At 62.4% G+C, this 16,073-nt stretch carries 14 protein-coding genes; 11 read left to right on the top strand and 3 right to left on the bottom strand.

The annotated features are described in order from the left end of the window. Nucleotide 1 precedes the first annotated feature (1 nt). The 3 genes from BGO80_RS11910 (at nt 2) to BGO80_RS11900 (ending at nt 3,430) form a co-directional block, all read left to right on the top strand. Nucleotides 2-1,063, top strand: a complete 1,062-nt coding sequence (locus tag BGO80_RS11910) for an ABC transporter ATP-binding protein (protein WP_126148837.1) — start codon at nt 2-4, stop codon at nt 1,061-1,063. Next, nucleotides 1,060-2,385 (top strand): amidohydrolase family protein, encoded by a 1,326-nt coding sequence (locus tag BGO80_RS11905; protein ID WP_286721641.1) that lies wholly within the window; start codon nt 1,060-1,062, stop codon nt 2,383-2,385. The genes BGO80_RS11910 and BGO80_RS11905 overlap by 4 nt, the downstream gene beginning before the upstream one ends. A gap of 154 nt (nt 2,386-2,539) precedes the next feature. Next, nucleotides 2,540-3,430, top strand: coding sequence for a nucleoside hydrolase (locus BGO80_RS11900; protein ID WP_286721640.1), 891 nt, complete (start codon nt 2,540-2,542; stop codon nt 3,428-3,430). A gap of 2 nt (nt 3,431-3,432) precedes the next feature. On the opposite strand, the gene BGO80_RS11895 is transcribed toward BGO80_RS11900, so the two are convergent. Further along, entirely contained in the window at nt 3,433-4,602 is a 1,170-nt protein-coding gene (locus tag BGO80_RS11895; RefSeq protein ID WP_286721639.1) for a M20 aminoacylase family protein, read from the bottom strand. Nucleotides 4,603-4,669: 67 nt separating this feature from the next. Here BGO80_RS11895 and BGO80_RS11890 point away from each other — a divergent pair, with 67 nt between their 5' ends. The 7 genes from BGO80_RS11890 to BGO80_RS11860 all read left to right on the top strand — a co-directional run bounded on the left by BGO80_RS11890 (nt 4,670) and on the right by BGO80_RS11860 (nt 13,336). Next, entirely contained in the window at nt 4,670-5,347 is a 678-nt protein-coding gene (locus BGO80_RS11890) for a phosphoribosyltransferase (protein ID WP_286721638.1), read from the top strand. A 190-nt stretch (nt 5,348-5,537) separates the two neighbouring features. Continuing rightward, on the top strand, nt 5,538-5,651 hold the full coding sequence (locus BGO80_RS11885) for a potassium-transporting ATPase subunit F (RefSeq protein WP_126148832.1): 114 nt from the start codon (nt 5,538-5,540) through the stop codon (nt 5,649-5,651). A gap of 12 nt (nt 5,652-5,663) precedes the next feature. Continuing rightward, nucleotides 5,664-7,373: a potassium-transporting ATPase subunit KdpA gene (gene kdpA / locus BGO80_RS11880; protein ID WP_286721637.1), complete on the top strand. Its 1,710-nt coding sequence runs from the start codon at nt 5,664-5,666 to the stop codon at nt 7,371-7,373. 11 nt (nt 7,374-7,384) lie between these two features. Beyond that, entirely contained in the window at nt 7,385-9,433 is a 2,049-nt protein-coding gene (gene kdpB, locus BGO80_RS11875; protein WP_286721636.1) for a potassium-transporting ATPase subunit KdpB, read from the top strand. 9 nt (nt 9,434-9,442) lie between these two features. Further along, a complete protein-coding gene (gene kdpC / locus BGO80_RS11870; RefSeq protein ID WP_286721635.1) occupies nt 9,443-10,003 on the top strand; it encodes a potassium-transporting ATPase subunit KdpC in 561 nt (186 codons plus the stop codon). After that, nucleotides 9,951-12,662, top strand: coding sequence for an ATP-binding protein (locus BGO80_RS11865; protein ID WP_502686558.1), 2,712 nt, complete (start codon nt 9,951-9,953; stop codon nt 12,660-12,662). Before kdpC ends, BGO80_RS11865 begins: the two co-directional genes overlap by 53 nt. Continuing rightward, complete coding sequence (locus BGO80_RS11860) at nt 12,659-13,336, top strand: response regulator (RefSeq protein ID WP_126148827.1); 678 nt, start codon at nt 12,659-12,661, stop codon at nt 13,334-13,336. Before BGO80_RS11865 ends, BGO80_RS11860 begins: the two co-directional genes overlap by 4 nt. 13 nt (nt 13,337-13,349) lie before the next feature. Here the strand turns inward: BGO80_RS11860 and BGO80_RS11855 are convergent, their stop codons facing one another. Continuing rightward, the gene (locus tag BGO80_RS11855; protein ID WP_126148826.1) at nt 13,350-13,760 is read right to left on the bottom strand and encodes a hypothetical protein; all 411 of its coding nucleotides are present in this window, start codon (nt 13,758-13,760) and stop codon (nt 13,350-13,352) included. A 32-nt stretch (nt 13,761-13,792) separates the two neighbouring features. Here BGO80_RS11855 and BGO80_RS11850 point away from each other — a divergent pair, with 32 nt between their 5' ends. After that, a complete protein-coding gene (locus BGO80_RS11850; RefSeq protein ID WP_164550199.1) occupies nt 13,793-14,746 on the top strand; it encodes a branched-chain amino acid ABC transporter permease in 954 nt (317 codons plus the stop codon). A 134-nt stretch (nt 14,747-14,880) separates the two neighbouring features. Here the strand turns inward: BGO80_RS11850 and BGO80_RS11845 are convergent, their stop codons facing one another. Beyond that, nucleotides 14,881-15,999 (bottom strand): CobW family GTP-binding protein, encoded by a 1,119-nt coding sequence (locus BGO80_RS11845; RefSeq protein WP_286721633.1) that lies wholly within the window; start codon nt 15,997-15,999, stop codon nt 14,881-14,883. Between the last annotated feature and the right edge of the window lie 74 nt (nt 16,000-16,073).

The raw sequence follows: 16,073 nt of genomic DNA, 5'->3' as shown, positions 1-16,073 counted from the left end.
CGTGACCAAGCCGCTTTCCATCCGCAATATCACCGCCCATTACGGGCAGACCAAGGTGCTCGAAGACCTTTCACTCGATATCGGCGAGGGTGAACTCGTGTCCCTGCTCGGCGCCTCGGGCTGCGGCAAGACCACGACGCTCCGCCTCGTCGCGGGCTTCCTGCAACCCAGCTCTGGCAGCATCACCCTGGGCGGCAAGGACCTGACACGACTGCCTGCACACCAGCGCGACATCGGCCTGGTGTTTCAAAACTATGCGCTCTTTCCCCATTTGTCGGTGGCCGACAATGTTGGCTTCGGGCTCAAGCAGCGCGGAATTTCGGGCGAAGCCAAGACCAAGCGCATCACTGCCATGCTCGAGCGCGTCGGGCTCGCTCATCTGGCCGACAGATTGCCGGCTGCCCTGTCGGGCGGACAGAAACAGCGTGTCGCTTTGGCCCGTGCGCTGGTCATCGAGCCGCCACTCCTGATGTTCGATGAGCCGCTATCCAATCTCGACGCCAAGCTGCGCATCGATATGCGGGTGGAAATCCGCCAGCTGCAGCGCGCCAATGGCACGACATCGGTCTATGTCACGCATGACCAGGAAGAAGCGTTCTCCATCTCGGATCGCGTCGCCATCATGCATGCGGGGCGCATCATGCAGCTCGATACGCCAGAAATCCTGTATCAGCGCCCAGCCAATGCCTTCGTCGCCCGCTTCGTGGGATTTGAAAACCTCATCACTATGAAGGTCGTCGAGCGCGACGGCGCCAAGGTGACGGCGGAAGCTGCAGGCGGCGTCCGTCTGACGCTGGGCCTCGAGCATTTCGGCACCATCCCGGATAATTTCATTCTGGCCTGCCGCGCCGATGGTCTGGCGGTGACAGACAATATGGCCGTGGAAGGTATCCCCGCGATATTGGGCCTGCGCACCTATCTTGGCCGCGCGTATCAGTATCAGTGTGACACGACCGCTGGCGCGCTGATCGCCAATGGCCCGCTCACCCGTATGCTTGAGCCCGGCAGTGCAGCCAAATTGGTGCCGGTGCCAGAGCAATGCACCGTTCTGGCGGTGGAATGACAATCCTTTTTACCAACGCCCTCGTCGTCACCATGGACGATGATCTCACCGTTCATGAGCGCGGATGGGTGCAGGTGGATGGCTCGGTCATCACCGCATTGGGCGGCGGGCCTGCCCCTGATATTGCCGGGGCCGAAATTCTCGATTGCGATGACGATATCGTCATGCCGGGCATGGTCAATGCCCATTGCCACATGGCCATGTCGCTATTTCGGGGGCTGGGCGAAGATGTCGACGACCGGCTCTATCGCTATATCCTCCCGCTCGAGCGCACCTTCGTGTCGCCCGAAATGGTCCGGGCCGGCTCAGCACTGTCGGCGCTCGAAATGATCCAGGGCGGCGTCACCACCGTCGCCGACATGTACTATTTCGAAACCGAAGTGGGCGATGTCTGCGCCGAGGCCGGATTGCGCGCCATTGTCGGGCAGACGCTGGCCGATTTCAGTCCGCCCGATCATCGGGATTTCGACGAAGGCTTTGCCCGGGTCGAGGACCTCGTGGATCGCTTTGCCGGTCATCCGCTGGTCACGCCATCCATCGCCCCGCATGCGCCCTATTCCACCGGGCTCAAGACCATGGCGCGGATCGCCGAATGGTCCGATGCACACCCCAACGTGCCGGTCCAGATTCACCTGGCGGAGTCGACCCTGGAAGTAAAATGGGCGCAGGAAACCCATGGCAAGTCCAGCGTGGCCGTCACGCAGGAATCCGGGCTCTTGAAACCCAATCTCATCTGCGCCCATTGCCTGCAGTTGGATGATGATGACATCCTGATGATGTCGGTCGAACAGGTCTGCGTCGTCACCAATCCGCGTTCCAATGGCAAGGCGGGACGCGGCATTTCTCCGGTCGAAAAGCTGCGCAATGCGGGCCTCCCCCGCGGCATTGGCAGTGACGGGGCGATGAGCGGCAATACGCTCGACCTGTTCAGCCAGTTTGCTCCCGTCTCGATGTTTGCCAAGCTGCTAGCCGGTTCGCGTAGGCCGCTACCGGCTGTGGAGGTGATCCAAATGGCCACCATCGAGGGCGCAAGAGCGCTGAGCCTCAATCTCAAAACGGGCTCGCTCGAACCAGGCAAGCAGGCCGACCTTATCCGCGTCAGCACCAAGTCCTCGCGCATGCAGCCCATGTACGATCCGTATTCCGCCCTCGTTTTTGCCGCCATGCCCACGGACGTCACCCACACGATGGTGGCCGGTCGCTGGCTGATGCGCAACCGTCAGGTTCAGACCCTCGAGCCAGCCCGGATCATGTCCGATGCCAACCAGATTGCCCGCCAGTTCAAAGGGGAAATGGCGCGGCTGGATAGTCTTGTACCATGACCGATCTCGACGCCGCTCTGGCTTTTGCAGATGCCCAAGTCGACCAGAGCCTGGAGTGGCTGGCTTCAACCTGATGCCGCTTGCCGTGATTGCGGAACTGCCTATTACCGACAAGGGCTTGTTCAAGTGCCCGAAATGATCCTGGAACCGTTCTATGATTAGACGCGTCATTATTGACACCGACCCGGGGCTGGATGACGCCATCGCCATCCTTTTCGCGCTCGGATGCGGTCAATTCGACGTGCTGGGGCTGACCAGCGTTGCCGGCAATATCGGGATCGAGCGGACGACAGCCAATGCGGCCAGCCTTGTTCGCTTGATGAACGCCAAACTACCGGTGGCGCGGGGCGCAGCGCAGCCGCTCCGGCGTCCAGGGATCAACGAGGAAGCAATTCACGGCAGTGACGGCCTGGGCGGCGTAGTTCTGCCACAGGCCGAAGAGGCACCACTGCCCGACGCCGTTGCCTGGATGGCGGCAACGTTGAAGGATTACCCCTTGGGCAGCATTGCCATTCTGGCGCTTGGACCTTTGACCAACCTTGCCGCGCTGATCGAGAAGCATCCTGATGTTGCCGCCCGGATCGGGCGGATCATCGCCATGGGCGGTGCCATCCACGAAAAGGGCAATGTCGGCCCGCATTCGGAATTCAACTTCGCCTCGGACCCGGAAGCCCTGCAAGTAGTCCTCGACGCGGGCTTCGACCTGACGGTCATTCCGCTCGACGTCACGCGCAAGGTGCGGGTGGACGCCTCTTACATCGAAAGCCTGGGCCGCAGTCCGCATGGTGCTGTCGCCGAGCATTTGCTGCGCGCCTACTTCCATGATGGCCGCGAAAGCCGACCGCTGCACGATCCATGCGTCATGCTTTACGCTCTGGCGCCTGAGATTTTCGGGACGGAACCGATGCGGCTGGCTGTCGATCTCGTCGTCGACCCCGGCGCCGTTCGCATCGACGCGCATGGACGGCCGGCAAAAGTTGCCATGACCGTCGATACGGAACGGGCGCTGGCGCTGCTGCAAACCGGCTTTGTCTCGCGCCCGTAGCGCTATTGGCGCAGTTCCTGCTCCACCAGCGCTGTCCAGAACCGGGCGCCCGTCAGGATGGCGTCGTCGTTGAAATCATAGCGCGAATTGTGATGGAGCGCGCCGTCGACGGCCGGACCGTTACCCAGCCAGACATAGGCTCCCGGCACACGCGCAGAGAATTCGGCGAAATCATCGCCAGCGGTCGAAGGCGGAAAATTCTCGACCACCGGCCTCCCGGAAACGGCCTTGGCGGCGCGGAGCGCGTGCATAGTGGCATCGGCCGCATTGACGACAGGAGGGATGCGACGCTCGAATACGTAGTGCGCCGCTATGCCGAAGGTTGCCGCGACGCCCTGCGCAATTACGCCGATTTCGGCTTCGAGCTGGTCTCGGACGATGGGAGAATAGGCGCGCGCCGTGCCGCCGATACGCACCTGGTCGGGAATGACGTTGAGTGCCTTGAAGTCCCCAGCTTGCAGGGCGCAGGCGCTGACCACGGCCGGTTGCAGCGGATCGACGACCCGCGCCACGATAGTGTGCAATGCTGCAAGGAAATGCCCCGCGGCGGTGACGGCATCGCGTCCCAGATGCGGCTTGGCTCCATGGGTGCCGGTACCGGAAAAGGTAACGGTCCAGCTATCGGACGATGCCAATTGCGGCCCGGCGACTACCGCCATTTCATCGACCGCGAGGCCCGGCATGTTGTGGAGGCCGTAAACGGCGTCGACCGGAAAGAGATCGAAAAATCCGTCCTCGATCATCGCCTTGGCACCCCCGCGCCCCTCTTCGGCGGGCTGGAAAATGAAGTGGACGGTGCCGGAAAAGTTGCGGCTACGTGCCAGATGCCGCGCCGCAGCCAGCAGCATCACGGTGTGGCCGTCATGGCCGCAGGCATGCATGGTATTGGCTGTTTCCGAGCGATAGGGACGTTCGGCGAGCTCGGGCATGGCCAGCGCGTCCATGTCTGCGCGCAGGGCGATGCGACGGGTGCCCTCCCCGATTTTCAGCGTACCGACAATACCGGTGCCGCCCAGGCCACGATGCACATCAATGCCGGCCTCCGCCAGTTTGTCGGCGACGATAGCGCTGGTTCGCACCTCTTCAAAACCCAGTTCTGGATGGGCATGCAAATCACGCCGCAGCGCCACCATGGCTTCCAGTTCGAACGGATCGTTGTCACCCCATTGCATCGGCGCGCGCCCCTTGTCATAGACGTACAGTCTTTTGCAGCGATGCGCCCTTCGATCAAGGACCAGCGTGACATACCAGCCTCACGAATTCTGGCAGATCTTGCTTGCGCCGGGCACCCATGACAGGGGCCCTGCGACGGGCCATTCCGGTTTCTATCCGGCGGTGCTGCCGGACGGCAGCCAGCTCGTCCTGCCGATCAGGGTGCTGCCCGGTGACGGCCAAAGCGCAGTCGCCTCGCTTATCATCACCCAGGCGAGCTTTGCGGTCGAAGACGCTCTGGCCTCGGCGCTGACAGAGTTGGTCGCGCCCTTTGTCCCTGACATCATCGTCGGCGTACCGACACTTGGGCTGCCGCTGGCGGCCAATGTGGCCCGGCGCCTTGGCCATTCGCGTATCGTGCCGCTCGGGACATCGCGCAAGTTCTGGTATCGCGACGACCTCTCCGTGCCGCTCAAGTCCATCACCACGCCAGGGGGCGGCAAGACGTTGTTTCTCGATCCGCGCATGCTGCCACTACTCGAACACCGACGTGTCGCGCTCATCGACGATGTCATCAGTTCGGGCCAATCCATCACCTCGGCGCTAAACCTGCTCGAACGCGCGGGCATAAAGCCGGTGGTCATCGGTTGCGCGATGCTGCAGGGCGAGGCCTGGAAAACAGCGCTGCCCGATCATGTCGAGACAATCGTTGCGCCACTGCACACGCCTCGCCTGAGACTGGTCGGTCAAGGCTGGTTCGAATAGTCTTCCAGCGTGCATTCAACACCAGCTGGACGCGCCAGCTTTATGAAATCCTTATGCCGAATACGCCCATTTCGAATGGAAACTTGATGGCGTGAGGGTGCATCGCAGGGCTCCAAACTGGAGGCATCTGCCATGCTCGATCTGTTGTTCATTTTTGTTGGCGCAGGGACGCTGGCGGCGCTGGCCGCCTATGCTTTCGCGCTCGATCGGCTGTGAGGTCACCATGCTGCTGGTGGCATTCCTTGTTGCCCTTGGCCTCGCCGTCTTCCTGCTGGTGACGCTGCTGCGTCCCGAGCTGTTTTAGCGAGCGGCAATCATGACCATTTCCGGATGGCTGCAGATCGCCCTCGTGCTGATAGCAGTCCTGCTGCTCGCCAAGCCGCTCGGCCTGTACATGGCGCGCGTATTCGCTGGCGAACCTGTCTGGCTCTCGCCGGTGCTCTGCCCGGTCGAGGCCGGTTTTTATGCCCTTGCCGGCGTTCGCGCAGACAAAGAACAGGGCTGGCTTGCCTATGCCGTGTCGGTGCTGCTGTTCAGCCTCGCCGGCTTCATTGCACTCTATGCCATGCTGCGCATGCAGCATGTTTTGCCGTTCAATCCCCTGGGTTTTGGGCCCATGGCGCCCGACCTCGCTTTCAACACGGCGGTCAGTTTCGTCACCAATACCAATTGGCAGAACTATGGTGGTGAAACCACCCTCAGCCAATTCAGCCAGATGGCGGGTCTGACGGTTCAAAATTTCCTGTCGGCCGCGACGGGCATGGCGGTGGCTATCGCCGTCACCCGCGCCTTTATGCGCTCCAAGGTTTCCGAGCTTGGCAATTTCTGGGTCGATATGACCCGGGCCACGCTTTACGTCCTGCTGCCGCTCGCGATCCTCGTCACCTTGGCCTTTATCGCCCTGGGCTTGCCGCAGAGCCTGGACGCCAACGTCGTCGCCACCACGCTCGAAGGCGCGCAGCAGACCATCGCCACCGGGCCGGTCGCGAGCCAGGAAGCCATCAAGCAGCTGGGCACCAATGGCGGCGGTTTCTTCAACGTCAACGCGGCACACCCATTTGAAAATCCCAGCGCCTTCTCGAACTATCTCAACATCATCGCCATGCTCTCGGTGTCCCTGGCCCTGGTCTACACCTTCGGCCAACTCGTCGGCAGCCGACGTCAAGGTTGGGCGCTGATTGCGGTCACTCTGGTGCTGCTGACAGCTGGTGCGGGCGTGGTCTACTGGGCCGAAACCGCCGGCAATCCAATGCTGCACGCCATAGGTGTCGATGCGCTCCCGGGCAATATGGAGGGGAAGGAGGTTCGCTTCGGTCAGGCCATGTCCGCGCTCTACACCGCGGTCACCACCGGCCTTTCCAATGGCGGCGTCAATGCGATGCATTCCTCGCTGACCCCTCTCGGTGGTCTCGTGCCGATGTTCCTGATTCAGTTGGGCGAGGTCTTGCCCGGCGGTATCGGTTCGGGGCTGTATGGCATGATCGTCTTTGCCATTCTTGCAGTGTTCGTCGCCGGCCTCATGGTTGGCCGTACGCCCGAATTCCTCGGCAAGAAGATCGAAGCGCGCGAGATGAAGCTGGCCATGCTGGCTGTTCTCATCCTGCCGCTGACGATCCTGGGCTTCACTGCGGTGTCCGCCGTCGCCGAATTCGGCATCAGTTCCATCACCACGCCGGGGCCGCATGGATTGAGCGAAATTCTCTATGCCTTCACCTCGGCCGCCGGCAACAATGGCTCGGCCTTTGGCGGGCTCAGCGGCAATACACCCTGGTACAATACGACCCTGGGGATCGCCATGCTGCTCGGGCGCTTCGCTTACATCGTGCCGGTCCTCGCCATTGCGGGTTCGCTCGCCTCCAAGCCACGTGCCGAAGCCTCCTCCGGCAGCTTTCCGACCGACAGGCCGCTATTTGTCGGTCTGCTGATCGGCATCATCCTCATAATGGGCGGGTTGCAGTTCTTCCCAGCCCTGGCTCTCGGGCCCATCGCGGAGCATTTCTCCATGCTCGCCGGCCAGAGCTTTTAAGGACCTTCCACATGTCCAACGCTGCCATATCCATCTTCAACCCGGCTATTCTGGTCCCGGCGCTCAAGGACGCGATCATCAAACTTGATCCGCGCCAATTGATCCGCAATCCGGTGATTTTCGTCACCGAAATCGTCGCTGTGGTGGTCACTGCCATCGCGATCCAGGATGCTCTGACCGGCACCGGCATTGCTTTCTCGCTGCAGATCGCGCTCTGGCTCTGGTTCACCGTGCTGTTCGCGACCTTCGCCGAAGCCGTTGCTGAAGGGCGCGGCAAAGCCCAGGCGGAGAGCCTTCGCCGCTCCAAGACCGATCTCATCGCCAAGAAGCTGCTCTTCCCCGACAGGCGCGGTGACCACGCCAGCGAGGTCATTCCGGCTGCGGCCCTCAAGATCGGCGATATCGTCATTGTCGAAGCCAATGACATCATCCCCGGCGACGGGGAGATCGTGGAAGGCGTGGCCTCGGTCAATGAGAGCGCCGTTACCGGCGAGTCCGCGCCTGTGGTCCGGGAAGCCGGTGGCGACCGCTCCGCCGTGACCGGCGGCACGCAGGTTATTTCCGACTGGCTCAAGGTGCGCATCACCACTCGCCCCGGGGAAAGCTTTGTCGATCGGATGATCGGCCTGATCGAAGGCGCCCAGCGGCAGAAGACACCCAACGAGATCGCTCTTTCGATCCTGCTTTCGGGCCTGACGCTGATCTTCCTCATTGCTGTCGTCACCCTCTACGGGCTGGCGCTCTATTCGGGCACCGAGCTTTCGGTGGCTGTGCTGGCGGCGCTGCTGGTGACGCTGATCCCCACCACCATAGGCGGCTTGCTCTCGGCCATCGGCATTGCCGGCAGGGATCGGCTGATCCGCTTCAACGTCATCGCTACCTCCGGGCGGGCCGTAGAAGCCGCTGGCGATGTTGACACCCTGCTGCTCGACAAGACCGGCACCATCACATTCGGCAATCGCATGGCTTCCGCATTCGTGCCGGTGGACGGCGTGACCGAGCGCGAGCTGGTCGAGGCCGTGCTGCTCGCCAGCCTTGCCGACGAAACCGCCGAAGGCCGCTCCATCGTGGCACTTGCCCGCGACGACTATCACGCCATAGCACCGGCGCATGCGGCCATCGCGACCACCTTCATTGCTTTCTCCGCGCAGACGCGTCTCTCGGGCGTCGATGTCGGCAGCCGGCGCATCCGCAAAGGCGCCGTGGATGCCGTGCTGCGCTTCGTCGGTCTCGATCGATCGGGGGCCGGCGCCGCATTCAACAAGGCCGTGGATGCTATCGCCCGCACCGGCGGCACGCCTCTGGCCGTGGCCGACGCTGACAGGCTGCTGGGCGTTATCCATCTCAAGGACGTGGTGAAACCCGGCATCAAGGAGCGTTTTGCGGACCTGCGCGCCATGGGCATCCGCACGGTCATGATCACCGGCGACAATCCTGTCACCGCCGCCGCCATTGCCTCCGAAGCCGGCGTCGACGACTTCATCGCCGAAGCCACGCCGGAACAAAAACTGGACTATATCCGCAAGGAGCAGACCGGCGGCCGGCTTGTCGCCATGTGCGGCGACGGCACCAACGATGCCCCCGCGCTCGCCCAGGCCGATGTCGGCGTTGCCATGCAGTCCGGCACCCAGGCGGCGCGCGAAGCCGGCAACATGGTCGACCTCGACAGCAGTCCCACCAAGCTCATCGAAATCGTTGAGATCGGCAAGCAGATCCTCATGACCCGCGGAGCGCTCACCACGTTTTCGATGGCCAATGACGTGGCAAAATACTTTGCCATCATCCCGGCCCTGTTCGTCGCAACCTATCCCGGTCTTGGCGCGCTCAACATTATGGGCCTGGCCTCGCCCCAGTCGGCGATCCTCTCCGCCGTGATTTTCAACGCCTTGATCATCGTTGCCCTGATCCCGCTTGCCCTGCGCGGCGTCAAATACCGACCGGTGGGCGCTGCGGCACTGTTGTCGCGCAATCTCCTGATCTACGGCCTCGGCGGCCTTGTCACACCCTTTATCGGCATAAAGCTGGTCGACATGGCCATCACTGCCATCGGCATCATCTAGGAGGCAGAAATGCTCAGCCAAATCCGTCCGACCATCGTGCTGACCCTGGCCTTCTCTCTTCTCACCGGCATCGCCTACCCACTGGCCATGACCGGGGTTGGCCAAGCGATGTTTCCGGCCCAGGCCAATGGCAGTCGGATCGAGCGGGGTGGCGTCATCGTCGGTTCGGCCCTGATTGGCCAAAATTTCACCAGCGCCGGCTATTTCTGGCCGCGCCCCTCGGCAGCCGGCGGCGCGCCTTACAATGCCTCAGCTTCGGGCGGCTCGAACTATGGCGCAACCGATACCCGCTTGGTGGAGCGCATTGCCGAGGCGGCAGATGGCAGGCGCGCGGTACCGGCAGATGCCGTTACCACTTCGGCTTCCGGGCTTGATCCCGATATCTCGCCCGAAAATGCCCGCTCTCAGATCGAGCGTGTTGCCGGGGCGCGCGGGGTCGATAAAGCCACGATCACCCGGCTCGTCACCGACATGACGCAAATGCCGACACTTGGTATATTCGGCGAACCTCGCGTCAATGTTCTCGCGCTCAATTTGGCGCTCGACGCATTGGCGCAACCGGCGAGGTAGGATGAACCGCCAGGACGATCACCGAAGGCCTGATCCAGCCGCCCTTTTACAGCTTGCTGCGCGCGAAAAGCGCGGCAAGCTCACGATTTTTCTGGGCATGGCGCCAGGCGTGGGCAAGACCTATGCCATGCTCGAGCGTGCCAAAGCCCTGGCAGCGGGGGGCACAGATGTCGTCATCGGCCTCGTCGAGACCCATGGCCGCAGCGAAACCTCGGCCCTGGCGGAAGGCCTCGACACCCTGGCCCGGATCGAGGGCGCCGCACCCTATGGCGAATTCGATCTCGACGCTGCGCTCCAGCGCCACCCGCAACTGTTGCTCGTTGACGAGCTTGCACACAGCAATCCACCTTCGGCGCGCCATCCCAAGCGATATCAGGACATTGCCGAGCTGATCGATACGGGCATCGACGTCTGGACGGCACTCAACATCCAGCATCTCGAGAGCCTCTCCGATCTGGTGAGCCGCATAGCCGGGACGCCGGTGCGCGAAACGGTACCCGACATTGTGCTCAAGAAGGCCGATGAAGTGGTGCTGGTAGATCTGCCGCCTGCCGAGCTCATTGAGCGGCTCAGGGCGGGCAAGATCTATCTCCCCGACAATGTCGGCCGCGCCCTTGAAGGCTTCTTCAGGCCCGCAACCCTGACGGCGCTCCGCGAACTCAGCCTGCGTCGCGCCGCGGACCGCGTCGACGACCAGATGGTCGATTTCCTCAAGCAAAGCGCCATTGAGGGGCCGTGGGCCACGGGCGAGCGGCTCCTGGTCTGTGCCGGACCTGATGGAATGTCGGAAAAGGTTATCCGCGAGGCCAGCCGCCTGGCGTCCGGGCTCAATGCCCGCTGGATCGTCCTTTCCCTGGCCCGTCCCCATGGTCTGACGCCCTCTGCAGAAACCCATGAGCGGCTTGAACAGACTTTGCGCCAGGCCGAGCGCTTCGGCGCCGAAATCCGTCGCGAAACTGCGTCCGACTTCGTCGCCGCAATCCTGCGCCTGGCGCGGCGCGAGAATATCACGCAGATCGTCGTCGGTCGCAGCGACCGCACGACGCTGTGGCGCAGATCGCTCGCCGATGCCCTGTTGCACCAGGTCGGCGACATCGGAGTGCATGTCGTATCGGGAACAACGGAGCGCCCGCGACGCCGTCCGCTTTTACGCCGAACCTTGCCGCAATGGGCGCTGACCATTGGGGTGCCCATTGCCTCGGTCGGCGCCACTACGGCACTGGGCCTGGGGTTGTCAGCCTTGGTGGCGCTACAAAATCTCTCCATGCTGTTTCTCGCCGCGGTTCTGCTCTCGGCTGTGCTGGCGGGCAGATTTTCGGCCCTCTTGGCGGCGATGTTTTCCTTTGTCGCCTATAATATCGTCTTCATCGAGCCGACCGGGCGACTGACCGTTGCCCGGCCCGAAGAGCTGCTCTCTCTGGCTATTTTCGTAGCCGTGGCCCTGGCCGCCGGACAATTGGCGGCGCGCCTGCGACTGAGCATGGACCGCTCCCGTCAACAGGCGCACCAGGCCCAAGCCTTGCTCGACTTTGCCCGCAAGCTTTCGGGCGCCTTTGGGCGCGACCAGGTGATCGACACCATGGCCAGCCAGTTCAGCGGGGCGCTTGCTCGCCCAATCGCAGTGCTGGTTCCTGATGATGCCGGAGAGCTGGAACTGGGAGCTCTCTGGCCGCCCGATCAGGATCTGGACACAACCGCTCTGACTGCGGCGCGCTGGGCGGCCGACAAAAGGGAACAGGCCGGTTTCCAGACTGCCACACTCCCGCTAGTGCCTTATCTCTTCTCCCCAGTTCGATCTGGCCAGCGCGTGCTTGGGGTTGTCGGGGTCCGTCTCAATCACGGGGATGGTCTGCCTACAGACCAGGATCAAAGGACAATTGCGGCCTTGCTCGAGCAATCGGCCATTGCCCTGGATCGGGCGCGCCTGACACGCGAGAGCAACCAGGCCTCTGTCGCCCGCGAGGGGCAAAAGGTACAGGCTGCACTCCTCTCTTCGCTTTCGCATGATCTGCGCACGCCGCTGGCCAGCATTACCGGTGCAGCAAGCAGCCTGCGCCAGTTGGGCGATCGCATGTCTGCGGAAACCCGCGACGATCTTCTCGCTTCAATCGAAGAAGAAGCTGGCCGCCTCAACCGCTTCGTCACCAATCTTTTCGAGATTACCCGCATCGAATCCGGCATGTTGCGCGCAAAATGCGTGCCAACAGACCTGGGCGTGACGATCAAGGCTGCCGTCGGCCGCGCAATGCGACTCCATCCAAGGCTCAACGTCGATATCAGCGTCGCAGAACCGACACCGCACGCAGAGGCAGACCCGGCACTGCTCGAACAGGTGCTGTTCAATCTTCTCGACAATGCTGCAAAATATGCCGCCGACGCGCCGGTGAGCATCTTTGCGCGTAGAGAGGACAACGCCGTGAGGATTACCGTGACCGATCAGGGCAAGGGCATTCCTGAACAGGACCTTGATCGGATCTTTGAGAAGTTCTACCGGCGAGGCAAGAGCGACGGTCGTCCCGCGGGCACCGGCCTCGGCCTTGCAATCGCGCGTGGATTGATCCTCGCCATGGGCGGCACCATCAGGGCGGAAAGCCCGGCCATGCGCCGCCGCGGTACGCGCTTCATTGTCCGCCTGCCGCAGTTGGAGGGCCGCCCGTGAAGCCGCGCATTCTGGTGGTCGATGACGAGCCGCAGATCCAGCGCTTCTTGCGCCCGGCCCTCGAAGCCTCCGAGTTCGAAGTCGAAACCGCCGACACCGCCGCCATGGCCAAGCGGCTTGCGGCCACCCGAGCGCCCGCCCTGATCGTCCTCGACCTCGGTCTGCCCGACGGCGACGGCAAGGAGGTCATCGAAACCGTGCGTGCCTTTTCCACCGTACCGATCATCGTGCTGTCGGCCCGAGAACAGGAAGTCGAGAAAATTGCCGCCCTCGATGCAGGCGCCAATGACTATATGGAAAAGCCGTTCGGCATTGGCGAACTCCTGGCCCGCATCCGGGTGGCACTGAGGCAGACGGAGGCCGCGCCAGTGATCGCTCCCCTGCAGCACTTCGGACCAATTGCGCTGGACAGGGACCGTCGCCTTGTCACCAGCAACGACAAGCTCGTTCACCTTACACCAAAGGAATACGACCTCCTTTGCCTGCTGGCTGACAATGTCGGCCGCGTCGTCACCCATGCGACCGCTCTGCAGCGGCTCTGGGGTCCAGCGCACAGGGACGATGCTCAATATCTACGCGTGTTGGTCGGCCAGCTGCGAGCCAAGCTCGGCACAGAAGGCGCTGGCTTGATCACCAATGAAGCCGGTGTCGGCTACCGACTTGCAGAAGATTAGGCGTCTTGAGGGTTCAACCCTCGGTCCACATGCCCCGGGCAGCGTCAACGAGTTGCCGCGTCGTCGTCAGCAAGAGTGGCGTGTCGCGAGTGGCCAGCCACTGGTTGAGGATGCCGACGAAGCAGGCATAGATGAAGTTTGACAGTTCTGTGATGCGCGAGGCATCTGCCTCCGATACATCGCTGGAACGTGAGAGGCATTCGGCGTAGAGCTGCCTGATCTCGCGCTCCTTCTCGGCCGCCAGATGGGCAGCCTGCGGCACCCGCAGCACGTAGAGCGTCATTTCCTGAAGCACCAGTTGCTCACCTGGCGCGCGTTCAATCTCGCCCCAGATGAAGGCCAACAGGTCCTCGATGCGGTCATGGATAGTCTGGGGCTTGCTGAAGCGCTCGTCCAGCCGGCCTCTATAGGTGGATGCCAGCACAACCTCGGTTCCTTGCTCGCCTGGGGGCGCAAATGAGTTCCTTCCTGCGATCCAGCCTCACTTTTCCAGCGCTCGGCCTCGCCGCCATAGCCGATGCCTTGATCCTGCTGCCGATTGACCTGCGCCTGGCCATGGAGGTGCTCCTGTTGCTGGCCATGGCACAGGGTTGGAACCTGCTCTGCGGCTATACGGGTCTATTGTCCTTTGGCCACCACGCCTTTGTCGGCCTGGGCGCATATGTTCTGTTCATGACGGTGAACACGACCGGCCTCTCGCCTGCCTGGGCGATCCTGGCGGCGGCGCTCGTGGCGCTGGTGGTTGGCCTTGCCATGTGGGCTTTGCTGCGCAAGCTCAGGGGGCCCTATTTCTCCATTGGCACCTGGGTGCTGGCCGACAGCCTGCGCCTGCTGTTTGGCCAGTGGGAATGGCTCGGCTCCTCGCGCGGCATCGTGCTCAATCCGGCCAGTATTGATCCAACCAGCTTTGCCGACATGGTTTTCTATCTTGCCCTGGCTCTCGCGACTCTCACGATTTTCGGCGTCTTTGCGCTGCTGCGCAGCCGGACCCGACTGGCCCTCATGGCCATCCGCGACAATGAAGCGGGCGCCGCCAGTGTTGGCATTGCGGTGGCCCGAAACCAGCTCGCGGCCTTTCCCATATCGGCCTCGATCTGCGCCGCGGCCGGCGCCATCTATTATCTGTCGGTGCTCTATGTGGACCCGAGCGGTGCCTTTGATATCGACTGGAAGATTCGCGTGCTGTTCATCGTCATCGTGGGCGGATTGGGCACCATCGAGGGGCCGATTATTGGCGTCGTCATCTATTTCGGGCTGCGCGAACTGTTCCGCGATGCCGGGGATCTGTTCCTGATCTTCCAGGGGCTGACGGCCTTTCTCGTGCCGCTGGTCATGCCCGGAGGTATCTGGGGGCTCATCCAGTCCCGCACCGGCTGGCAGTTGTTCCCGACGCGTCGCGTCGCCCAATAGCCACCCATGCCAGAGGGATCACCAGCTCGCTGGCCGAGATCCTGAGCGAGTAGTACTTAACCTTGTTCGCTCGGGATCCGTCAGCGGTGCGATCTCGCGTGACGCGCGCGTTCAACCCGCGAACTCATGCTGTTTCAGTGTTCGCTCTTCGTGTCTGGTGCAGCAGTTTCGGCCTTACGCACGCGCTTCGGCTTGAGCACCTGCAGGAAGCTTTCGAGCGCCATCTCATCGATCCCGTCGGCAATGATGACAAGGCGGGTTCGGCGATCTTCGCTGGGCCAACGCTCCAGTCGTTGCGGCGGATGAAAGGTACCTTGCACGATGTGGATGAGGTAGGGCCGGTCAGGATCATCAGCAAGCGAGAGCAGGCCTTTGAGCCGCAGCAGCCGATTTCCGGCCGCGCGCATGAGGATATCGAGGAAGCTGGTCACCTGCCTTGAGGTGACGGAGCCGTCCAGGACCATGCTTTTGGTGTAGACATCTGAGTGGCGGTTGCCGGGGAGCCACTGCGAGACGTCCTTTGCCCCAAAGGCCTTTGACAGTGGGCTCTCTGCCTTGAGCCAGCCGATCACGTCCATGCTCCTGCCATCAGGGGCGTAGATGCCATGCTCCAGAAGACTTTCGGGCTGTGCCAGGGGATCCTGAATGTCGAAGACCCGTGCCGCGGGGTTAATCCGGGCCACAAGGGCCATCAAGGCTTCGCGGCGATCTGCTTGAGCCTGTGTCAGCATATCTGCCTTGGTCAGCGCGACGCGATCGGCGAAGGCAAGCTGCTTGTGTGCCAGAATCCTCTCTTCGACTGTTTCTTTGCCTTTCACCGCGTCCAGCGTGGTGATGACGGAGGCCAGCGCAAAGAAACGTCCGGCGATTGAATACGAGCTTGCGATCAGCATTTGGTTGATGATCGGGGCCGGATCGGCCAGTCCGGTCGTTTCGATCAAGACACGGTCGACGGCGCTGACATCGCCATTGTCGATCGCTGCCGAAAGTCGCGCCAGGGTACTGACGATGTCATTGCCTGGCTCACAGCAGATGCAGCCGTTTGACGTCTCGATCAGGTCGGAAGCGGTTCCGTCGACCTTGAAGAGATCATTGTCGATCGCAACGTCCCCGAACTCGTTGACGATGACGGCGGTACGTGGCCCGTCGGCCTGCAGCATGCGGTTAAGTAGCGTCGTTTTGCCCGAACCAAGAAATCCCGTCAGCAGGTAGACCGGTATCGGATTGTCGAAATGTCCGATGGCAGCGCTCATTTTGAGACACCGAAGCCAAACTGCGAGACTCCGCGCTCAGAGCCAGCTGACCGCTCTGTAGCTGGAAGCAACAA

It is taken from the genome of Devosia sp. 63-57 (assembly GCF_001899045.1).
In the GTDB taxonomy this organism is placed as follows: Bacteria; Pseudomonadota; Alphaproteobacteria; order Rhizobiales; family Devosiaceae; genus Devosia; species Devosia equisanguinis.
The sequence above is the reverse complement of the archived record's forward strand: the minus strand, read 5'-3'. Positions and strand labels throughout refer to the sequence as shown.